The sequence below is a fragment of the Helicobacter sp. T3_23-1059 genome (genome assembly GCF_053654515.1).
In genome coordinates this window covers 1-9,268 of record NZ_JBSIUV010000063.1, presented here as the reverse complement: position 1 = coordinate 9,268, position 9,268 = coordinate 1, and the positions used below count along the sequence as shown (strand labels likewise).

The window sequence follows — 9,268 nt, the reverse complement described above, 5'->3', positions numbered from 1 at the left end:
GTGGGGGTTAGAAAATTTGGAGTTAGGGGTGTAGTTTTGTCATTGCGAGAATCGCGTAGCGATTCGTGGCAATCTGTTTATTAAGCTAAAAGCAAGGTTAAGTGAGTAATGCAGTGAGAGGCATAGTAAAAAAGGAGTATTAAACTATGTCAGCACCAGCAGCAATGTATTTGCAAAAACATTCACAAGGAATGTTAGATTTTAGAAAAACGGATTTTAAGCAAGATTTAGAAAATGCCTTAAAAAATAACAACTTGCACGAGTTGCTTAACTTGCCTACTAGCTTTTTTGGCAATGCAAGTAAAGCGAGCAATGTAAGCAACGCAAATTGTAGCTATTTTGATATTGAAAGCAACAAGTCGCTAAAAATCGATAAAGACAATGATGAGATTTTTGAAATTTGTGAAATTATCAAAAATATTGAATCAAACAGCGTAAGCCTAAAGACTTTGATTTTCTCTCAAAACGCTATACGCATAGGGCAAATCCGCAGTGATTTAGAATCTTATGCAAATAGCGTTTGTGCTTCAAAAATGTTTAGTTTTTATTACACTATGCTTGAAATTGCGTTACTAAATCACACGGATTGCATTTATTTCAATTTCAAACAACTTACATATCGCTACCACGCTTGCGCAAAGTCTATTAAACTTTGGTTAGATGAGCTTTGCAATTTGGGACTTATTACCCAAGCTAGCAAAGGCAAAAAAAATAAAGAAATTATGTTTGTAACGCTTAAAAACTACAAACAATCTAAGGCTTTTAAAGCCTCTATGATTTTGCAAGAGCAAGAGAAACAGCGATTATGTGATGAAATACAAAAACTAAAAGACGCGCAGCAAAAAGCTAGACAACTTCCACAAACTACGCAAGATACTACTTGCGATTTGCACAATTCTACTAAAACGCATAATAAGCCTAGAAATAATGCAAGTGATAAAGCTAAACCATTGCTTTATCCGCAAAAACCATTTGAGGCAACTATATCTACACGCGAGCAAATCAAAAACTATCCATTAAGATTTTTTAGAGATATGGAGCTTTATCTGCGATTTTTAGCGCGACAAAGCAAGAAAAAAGGCTTAGTTTATGAGTTTGAGGGGGAAAAATATGTGTTATCGCCAAATAATTTTAATGATTTGAGAAAGTGGAGGGATATTGTATTTGAATTTCAAAGTGTAGAGGATTGTCAAAAATATATAAGCATTCCTTATCATTTTTTAACCAACGCTACTCCAGCACTTAGCATAGAGCCTTATCATCAAAATGTTTTCAAAAAACACATAAGAGAGGCATTAAAAACGCTTTTGGTGCTTGATAGCAAAAATTTTAATTCTACGAAAGGAAAAAGAAATGAACAAATCGCTTAAAAAAATAAGTCTATTTGCAATCGTTTTTATCGGCATTTTTATGCCCGATATTGTGCTTGCAGCGGACTTTGGAGAAATGGTAAATAAAGGCTATGCAATTTTGAAAAATAAATGGCTTAAGCCCGTATGTATTATTGCAATGGTAGGCATTGCAATCTATTGGATAAAAAACCACGAGCAAACAAAGCAAGTAGGTGCTACTTTTGTAACCATTTTTCTAATTTTTGTGCTAGCACTAAATGCGGATAATATCGCTAATTGGCTCTTAACAGGTTGATAAAATGATAATTGTCGCAAAAATAGAATTTGAAAATATACGAGAATTGACAAAAAAAGAGAAATTTTTAGGCTTAAACACAAATAGTTGGGCGATAGCAATTTTTGGTGCGGCTATTCCTATGGCTTACATAGGATTGTTAAATACCATTTTAATATTTGTTTTATTGCTATTTGTGTTTTATGCCATTGAGTTTTTTGATGATGATATTACGGATATTGTTTTATCAAATCTAAGACTACAAAGTGGCGTGCCAAAATACTATGCGTAAAGAAAGAATAATGGAAAATGTGGAAATTGTAAAAGCGTTTAATGCGTTGAAATCACATAAAAAAGTAGAAAAACATAGTCAAAGCAATAGGCAAACAAGCATTTGGGATTTTTACCAAAAGATAAAAGCAAATACTTAAATACGAGAAACACCGAAATTTTGATACAAAGGAATAACGATGGACAATCAAAAAAAGCAAAATCTACTAGATAAAAATGTAGAAAGAGAGTTGAATTTTGAAAAAATGCCATTGCAAAGCATACACGCACAATGGAATGCAAAACACAAAAAGAAAGTTTCTTATTTTAGAAAAATAGAAATCATAGGCGAAATTGTCATTTATATATTTGCAATTTTTGCGTTTGTTTTTGTTGCTTTCATTTTTTCAAAAAAATATCAGTGGCATAGCAATGTAAATGCAAATGATATAAAGCAAAGCCAAAATCCTAGCGAAAAAAATGTAAGCGATTTGCAAGAGGCGATTATTATACCTAGTGATGTAAATAATGCTAATGCCAATAAAGAATATGATGATTTACATATTATTGAATTTTATGTAGATAAAGATAAAACAAGTTACAAAATCATTAAATAAAGAGATATGTTATGAATTTATTTGAATATTTTGAAAAGAAATTTTGGAAAATGATTTATGGGATTGTGCCAAATCAATATTCTATTTGCCAAGAAAATAACATTATAGGTAAGTTTGATAGTGATTTTTTGCTTACAAAAAATGAAAATTTTGTCGGCGGAATTGAAATTAAAGGCGTTAATTACAATTCTGCGACCACCGAAAATATGAGCAATTTATTTCTTACGCGCTTAAATGCACTAAACGCGCTAACGGATAATATACAAGCACGAATCATAGTCAAAAGGCGTGAAATTGCCTATGACAAACAATACCATATTGACAACAAATATGCTTCATCGATTATCAATAAATGGGAGCGTAATGAAAGAATTTATCAAAATTCTTATTTTATTTTTTTTGAAACTTGCACGCAAGCTACAAAGGGATTTTTTGAGCGCAAAAAGTTAGAATTGACAACTTCAATCAAAGAGGATAGCGCAAAAAATAACATTACTTATGTTAATAAAATATCGATTCTAAAATCTACCATAGAGCGTTTTTTACAATCACTAGAATACTATGAGCCTAGAAAACTTAGCGCAGATGAGATTTTGCAACATTACGCCGAATACATTAACGGCGTTTTTATTCCATTTCGCGTAACGGAAGGATTATTAAATGATAGCTACATTGCTAGCAATGTAGAATTTAAAAAAGATTATTTTATACAAGATTTTAACGGGCAAAAAACTTACAATCGTTTTATTGCTATTAAGGCTTATGATACTGATATTATCACTAGCCTTACCATTTCTAGCATTTTACATAGTCATATAGACTTAGATATTTACTTAAGTCTATCGACTATCGGTAAAGAGCTAGCAAAGCGAAAATTAGAAAGAAAAAGACAATTTGCCACAAGTGGCGTAAAAATACAAATAGCAGAATTGCTTGAAATGGTAGAAAGTGATAGAGTTATTTTACAAAACATTAGTTATTGCATTTTAGTAAAAGCAAAAACTAAAGAGCAGCTAAACGAGGATTCTATCATAATTCAAAACACACTAAAAGATTCAGGTTTGGTTGCCGTTTTTGAGAATATCAACTTGCAACCTACATTTTTTAGTATGTTTCCTAATCGCGCTAATCTTAATCCGCGCAAACGCTTACACCCGAGCAAAAACATATCTACGATGATTTTATTTGAAAAAGAATATTTAGGCAGAAAATCAAATTCGTGGGGGAAAACTCCCGTTGCTTTATTTAAGAATCAATCGATGTCGCCTTATTTGTTTAATTTTCATTCTAACGAAGATGAAAATACCGTAGGACACACAATGATTATCGGCGGCACGGGCGCAGGCAAAACAACTTTAATGAGTTTTATAATCGCAAATCTTTACAAATATGATATAGACATTTTAGCATTAGATAGGCTAAATGGGCTATATTCCGTTACAGAATTTTTAAACGGCGAATACAACACGGGCGAGGATTTTCACATAAATCCTTGTTCTTTGCCTAATGATATAGAAAATATCAATTTTTTAACGGATTGGTATGCGCAAATGATTGGTATATCAACCGACCCAAAAAGCGAAGAAGAAGCGCAAAAAATAAAAGCAATCAATAAAGTAATTGAAGATTTATACAAAAATCTTAGCGGACAAAAAATAGCTTTCAACATAAAAGATGTCAAAGAAAGCATTACAAAAACAGGCGATATGCAAATCCCATTACAATTAGAAAGATATTGCGATAATCCACTATTTAATAGCATTGATGATTCGCTAGAATTTAGCAAAAAACTAACAACGCTAAATATGGATTTTATCGTAAATATGGAAAAAGAAGCCTCTTTAATTGCCCGTTATATGTTTCATAAAATGATATATAACGCAAAAAGTAATTCTAAAGGATTTTTTATTTTCATTGACGAATTTAAGAGTTACCTTGATAATGAAGTTTTTAACGATAGAATCAATATCACACTAACTCAAGCCAGAAAGCTAAATGGCGTAATGGCAATGGCATTCCAAGACTTAAATCAATTAGACGGCGTAAAAAACGCTAAATCCTTTTTGCAAAATCTAGCACATATTATTATATTTCCTACAACTAACTTAGAAAACTTTGATAAATACAATATTTATCTTACCGACAACGAAATCAATTTTTTGGTTTCTACTCCACAAAACGCACGCAAAGTCTTAATCAAAAATCTTATCACAGGTGCTAGCAATATTGTAGATGTCAATCTTGCAAAATTAGGTAGATATTTAAAGATTTTAAGCTCCGATGCGCAAACAGTGCAAAAAATTAAAAAACTAAAAATCAATAACCCGAGTTTTTGGAAAGAAGAATACTTAAATAGTTAAAGGATTTTAATATGGAAAATATTTTTGCAATCGTAGTTGGTTTTTTTCAAACAATCGGCGAATCCGTGATTATGAATATAATGAGCGGTATAGCAAGTGTGCTATTAAGCGATGTAATGAAATTTTTATATGTTATTTTAATCGTTATTTGGGGAATTAAAAAAATGCGTGAGGGCGATTTATTCAAATGGGAAACAATGGCGCAATTAGTGATTTTTTTCGCATTTAGTGGGTTTGTAGTTTGGGCTTTACAATCCTTAAAAAGCCCAAACAATCAATATAGTTTTTATAAGGTTTTTGACACTATAATCAAAGCTCCGTCAAATTACATATCAAAATCCGTTAGAAATTCTACGGCACATTTGTATAAAGACGCCGAAGAGGCAAAAACAAAAGGCTATGATACTAAATCGGGCAATGACGCAGGAATAGCGTGGCTTGTCTCAAAATCAATGATGACAGGACAAATGGTTTTTGAAAAAATTAAAGTAAATTTCAGCCTTTTTGGCTCGGAGAGTGCAATTACATTGTTTCTTTTAACAGCAGTCTTGCTTATATATTTTTTAGGCTTGTTAGTTTATATCACTATCGTTTTAATTATAAGCATAATGACAACTTTACAAATTACCATTTTTTCTACACTCGCACCCCGCCCTTTTTGTGTGGATATTTTTTTTTGCGTTTTTTGCTTTTTATGTTTTTTAATGTTTCTTAAAGTATAAAAACGCTAGAATCACGCGTTTTTGTTTGCATTTTTGCAGATAAAAACAAAAATCTACATTTCAAAGAAAAGGACGAAAAAATGAAAACTTTGAGTTTTTGCAATGGTTTTAAGGGTTTTAAGGGCGTTAGTGCTTTTTTAAGCATTTTTTTAGTGTTTGCAAATTTTGCTTTTGCAGATAACGAGAGAGAGAGAGAGAGATAGAGAGAGTAGCGAGCGCGTAGAGACAAGCGCAGAGATACAGGAGCAAATAGATGCTATAAAGCGCGAAAATGAAATGCTAAAAGCAAAAAAGGCAGAAAATAACAAAATCATAAAAAGCGGTTTTTTGGGATTTTGCAGGGGAAAATATGAGGCGAGCGGTTGTTTTATCGGTGGGGAAGTTGGGTTAGCGATTCAAACGGAGCATTACATTTGGAAAGCACAGACACCAAAAGAAACCGAAATTTTAGGCACGCCTTATAAGCAAACTTTTAATGCGCCTATAAATCTTATTTTTGGTTATCAATGGTATTATATGCAAAATCAAGGTTTGCGCGTTAAGGCAAATATAGGTTATGCAAATTACAATGCAAAAATAGTTGGGGATACATACGAAGCGGGTTTTAAATGGGATTATCCTACTACTACACACGCGATTCAATATGGATTAGAATTAGCGTGGGTTTGGGATTTTATGCGTAAAGGTAAGCATACTTTGGGCTTAGAGTTAAGCGCGTTAGGATTTGAGGGAATGAGTTATTTTAGTGAGTTTGATTTTGGCGGAGATGTTAAACCAAAAGGAAATTTTACTAAAATTGCTTGGACTTCGCGCATAGGCTTGCATTATTATTTCAATGTAAATCATCAAGTTGCATTATCTTATTCTTATAAAAGCTATTCAGGCATAACAGGCGCAAAAATGAAAGTTGATGATTATGATGATGGCACTTTATCAGTTGCGCCGCGCAATCAAATCTTACTATCTTATGCCTATAAATTCTAGCGTTTTTAGATTCTAGGTTTTTTAGCAAAGTTAGCGCGTTTTATTGGCGCGAGGTTTGGAGCTTTTTTGGTGTGCTTTTTAGCACACTAGCTTTTTATCCGCTTTTGTTTGGCTTATTTGTTTTTTAAGCCACACAAAAAGCGGTTTTTTTTTGTTAAAAAATTTGCGATTTTTTAACAAAATTTTTGTGATATGTTAAAAAAGCAAATTTTTTTTAACACCTCCTCACACTTTCAAAATCAACTACACACAAAATCAACTACACAAAGGATAAATAATGAACAATGCTACACAGGGGTTTTTTACGCCCAAAAATTATGAAATCTACCACAAAAACAAAAATGCTTTAAAATCAAAAAATCTATCCACGCCACGCATACCACGCGAGGATAAACCTAAACAAATAAAATACCTAAACCAATGGCATAAACAATGCTATGAGGGAATCCACACAAAGCAAGATGAAATCTTTTTTAGTAAAGATGAGTTAGTGCCTATATTTGCTAGATTTTGCCTACACAAAGCAAAACTATACAATCACAATTCACAAAACAAACGACAAAAAACGCTAAATTATCTTTTATTGCAAGAAAATCATTTATGCCTAAGTAGCTTTAATATTATCCGTAAATGGATAAATCATTGCGCTAGAAATGGACTAACAAGCATTAAGATACTAGGCAATATTTTACAAATGCTAGAATCTTTGCTATATTTGCATAATGATAGATTAGTGCCAAATATGAGCGAGGAAGAATTTTTAGCATTTTTTCATTCCCTTAGCAAAAAGCTAAAAAACTCTACGATAAGCAAATATATCATTTATTTAGATATGTTTTTACGCTATATGGGGGAAAATCTAAATATCAAAGTTTGCTGCTTAAAATCCATAAGAAAGAAATTTGCCAAAGAGAGAGTTTTGCCTAGTTTTCTAAATCAAAGTCAATTTAGGGATTTTATCGATTTTACAAAATCTATGAAAACTAATAATCTAGCAAAAAAGCGCGATAGTCTTATAATGCTAATAGTAAGCTATACAGGAATGAGAACAAAAGAAGTGTGGAATCTAAAATATAGCGATATAGCCAAAGATAGCTTTAGTGGGACTTATGTATTTAGGATACAGGGCAAGGGGGCAAAAATGAGGCTTGCAAGTGTAAAAATAGAATTGATTGATGAGTTTATGCAAGATTTTATAAAATCTAAAGAGAAATTAGGGATAAAAACACCTTATCTTTTTAATCTTAATAATAGTGCTATACCGATACAAAAAAGCATTAACCTAAAACCGATTTTAGAGAGGCTAAACGCAGTGCAAGAGAGAGGCAATTATTTGCATTTGCTTAGACATAGCTTTGCTAGCTTTGTGTATGCAAAATCTAAGGATTTATTGCTAACGCAAGAAATGTTAGGACATAACTCGATAAATACTACTCAAATCTATGTCCATCTAAACCAAGAAAGCCATAATAAAGTAGCACAAATGTTTGCGTGAATGTATATTTATAAAAACGATGATTTATAAGTTTTATCACTGCTAAATGTAGATTTTGTGAAAATTTGTTATAATCGTTTTAAGCAAACAAGGCAATTATGCTATGTTTGTAAAATTACCTAAAAAGGACAAACAATGTCAGCAAATCAAAAAATCGTAAGAAGTGTGAGAATCGTGCTAGATGAGGAAAAAATCTTGCGCGAGGGCAAGTATAAACTAGAGGATTTGTATGCGTATTTAGATGAAATAGCTAAAGAAGAGGGGCTTACCAAACAAGATAAATACACTTATGTAGGCAAAGGCGATGAGAAAGATTTATCGCGTATAGCAAATTTTACAGTGCTAGAAGCGATAAAAAACGAAGCAATCACACGCAATGCAAAAGAATGGCTATGGTTTGAAAATGAAAAAATTGATGTGAATGTAATAAAATCTGCAAAAAGAAACGGCGATGGAGTTTGGGAATGAGTGATAAAGAGGAAAAACATATTAAATGTATAAACTTTGATTTGGATACCAAACAATTATATGAATCAATGATTTTTACAAACATAAATAAAGGATAAAGTATGCAAAAATTAACACAAATACAAAAACTAGAAATAGCAAATGAAATTATAAATACTTGTTATTGGGGCAATATGAGATTTACACCACAAACAATAATAGATTATTGTGCTAATAAAGAAACAGCAGAGCAAATTTTTAGCGCTATTTTTCAAAACTCAAATAATATGTTTAATCATTTAAGTCTAATTGACAATGAATGGGTAAAAGAAATGATAATATCGCAAAATCAACGATTAGGATACCATAAAAGAGACTTTTTAGAAACAAGACTTGATGAGTTAATAGCGCATTATGGGATAAAAGATGCAGGAAAAAGACGAGAAATATACCGCGTTGTATAAAACGCAAGATAAAATCCTAGATATTGTCGCAAAGGAAAAGTTAGGATTTTACCTTACAGGTGGGACAGCATTGCAAAGATTTCACTTTGATTTATATCGATATAGTGATGATTTGGATTTATTTTTGATTGAAAATGGATACAATAAAACAATTAACAAAGAATTTGATACATTGGCAACATTGTTAAAGGATAATGCAATAGATTTTACAATCAATCCAACTACTTCAACATTGCCACATTTTAGACAAATTATCATAAATGAAAATCATCTAAAAATAGAT

The 9,268-nt window shown here is 31.7% G+C and carries 12 protein-coding genes; all 12 read left to right on the top strand.

What is annotated here, in order from left to right; genetic code table 11:
- Positions 1-146 precede the first annotated feature (146 nt).
- A complete protein-coding gene (locus ACWIX0_RS11855; RefSeq protein WP_454174203.1) occupies positions 147-1,370 on the top strand; it encodes a hypothetical protein in 1,224 nt (407 codons plus the stop codon).
- Entirely contained in the window at positions 1,354-1,647 is a 294-nt protein-coding gene (locus tag ACWIX0_RS11850) for a hypothetical protein (protein WP_454174202.1), read from the top strand. Before ACWIX0_RS11855 ends, ACWIX0_RS11850 begins: the two co-directional genes overlap by 17 nt.
- 4 nt (positions 1,648-1,651) lie before the next feature.
- Positions 1,652-1,918 carry a hypothetical protein gene (locus tag ACWIX0_RS11845; protein ID WP_454174201.1) on the top strand — a complete coding sequence of 89 codons (267 nt, stop codon included), beginning with the start codon at positions 1,652-1,654 and terminating at the stop codon, positions 1,916-1,918.
- Positions 1,919-2,096: 178 nt separating this feature from the next.
- Entirely contained in the window at positions 2,097-2,513 is a 417-nt protein-coding gene (locus ACWIX0_RS11840; protein ID WP_454174200.1) for a hypothetical protein, read from the top strand.
- Between the two features lie 11 nt (positions 2,514-2,524).
- Positions 2,525-4,873, top strand: a complete 2,349-nt coding sequence (locus tag ACWIX0_RS11835) for a VirB4 family type IV secretion/conjugal transfer ATPase (protein WP_454174199.1) — start codon at positions 2,525-2,527, stop codon at positions 4,871-4,873.
- A gap of 11 nt (positions 4,874-4,884) precedes the next feature.
- On the top strand, positions 4,885-5,595 hold the full coding sequence (locus tag ACWIX0_RS11830; RefSeq protein ID WP_454174198.1) for a hypothetical protein: 711 nt from the start codon (positions 4,885-4,887) through the stop codon (positions 5,593-5,595).
- Between the two features lie 80 nt (positions 5,596-5,675).
- Positions 5,676-5,798: a hypothetical protein gene (locus tag ACWIX0_RS11825; protein ID WP_454174197.1), complete on the top strand. Its 123-nt coding sequence runs from the start codon at positions 5,676-5,678 to the stop codon at positions 5,796-5,798.
- Complete coding sequence (locus ACWIX0_RS11820; protein WP_454174196.1) at positions 5,752-6,579, top strand: hypothetical protein; 828 nt, start codon at positions 5,752-5,754, stop codon at positions 6,577-6,579. Before ACWIX0_RS11825 ends, ACWIX0_RS11820 begins: the two co-directional genes overlap by 47 nt.
- Before the next feature lie 277 nt (positions 6,580-6,856).
- Entirely contained in the window at positions 6,857-8,074 is a 1,218-nt protein-coding gene (locus ACWIX0_RS11815) for a tyrosine-type recombinase/integrase (RefSeq protein ID WP_454174195.1), read from the top strand.
- A gap of 135 nt (positions 8,075-8,209) precedes the next feature.
- Positions 8,210-8,542, top strand: a complete 333-nt coding sequence (locus ACWIX0_RS11810) for a hypothetical protein (RefSeq protein ID WP_454174194.1) — start codon at positions 8,210-8,212, stop codon at positions 8,540-8,542.
- Positions 8,543-8,643: 101 nt separating this feature from the next.
- The gene (locus ACWIX0_RS11805) at positions 8,644-8,985 is read left to right on the top strand and encodes a hypothetical protein (RefSeq protein WP_454174193.1); all 342 of its coding nucleotides are present in this window, start codon (positions 8,644-8,646) and stop codon (positions 8,983-8,985) included.
- Positions 8,948-9,268, top strand: a 321-nt coding sequence (locus ACWIX0_RS11800) for a nucleotidyl transferase AbiEii/AbiGii toxin family protein (RefSeq protein ID WP_454174192.1), incomplete at its 3' end; no start/stop codon positions are given. The genes ACWIX0_RS11805 and ACWIX0_RS11800, both read left to right, overlap by 38 nt.

Bases quoted from the DNA above. Each gene is read 5' to 3' on its own strand.
- ACWIX0_RS11855 (WP_454174203.1), top strand. From the start codon at position 147: ATGTCAGCACCAGCAGCAATGTATTTGCAAAAACATTCACAAGGAATG.
- ACWIX0_RS11850 (WP_454174202.1), top strand. From the start codon at position 1,354: ATGAACAAATCGCTTAAAAAAATAAGTCTATTTGCAATCGTTTTTATC.
- ACWIX0_RS11845 (WP_454174201.1), top strand. From the start codon at position 1,652: ATGATAATTGTCGCAAAAATAGAATTTGAAAATATACGAGAATTGACA.
- ACWIX0_RS11840 (WP_454174200.1), top strand. From the start codon at position 2,097: ATGGACAATCAAAAAAAGCAAAATCTACTAGATAAAAATGTAGAAAGA.
- ACWIX0_RS11835 (WP_454174199.1), top strand. From the start codon at position 2,525: ATGAATTTATTTGAATATTTTGAAAAGAAATTTTGGAAAATGATTTAT.
- ACWIX0_RS11830 (WP_454174198.1), top strand. From the start codon at position 4,885: ATGGAAAATATTTTTGCAATCGTAGTTGGTTTTTTTCAAACAATCGGC.
- ACWIX0_RS11825 (WP_454174197.1), top strand. From the start codon at position 5,676: ATGAAAACTTTGAGTTTTTGCAATGGTTTTAAGGGTTTTAAGGGCGTT.
- ACWIX0_RS11815 (WP_454174195.1), top strand. From the start codon at position 6,857: ATGAACAATGCTACACAGGGGTTTTTTACGCCCAAAAATTATGAAATC.
- ACWIX0_RS11810 (WP_454174194.1), top strand. From the start codon at position 8,210: ATGTCAGCAAATCAAAAAATCGTAAGAAGTGTGAGAATCGTGCTAGAT.
- ACWIX0_RS11805 (WP_454174193.1), top strand. From the start codon at position 8,644: ATGCAAAAATTAACACAAATACAAAAACTAGAAATAGCAAATGAAATT.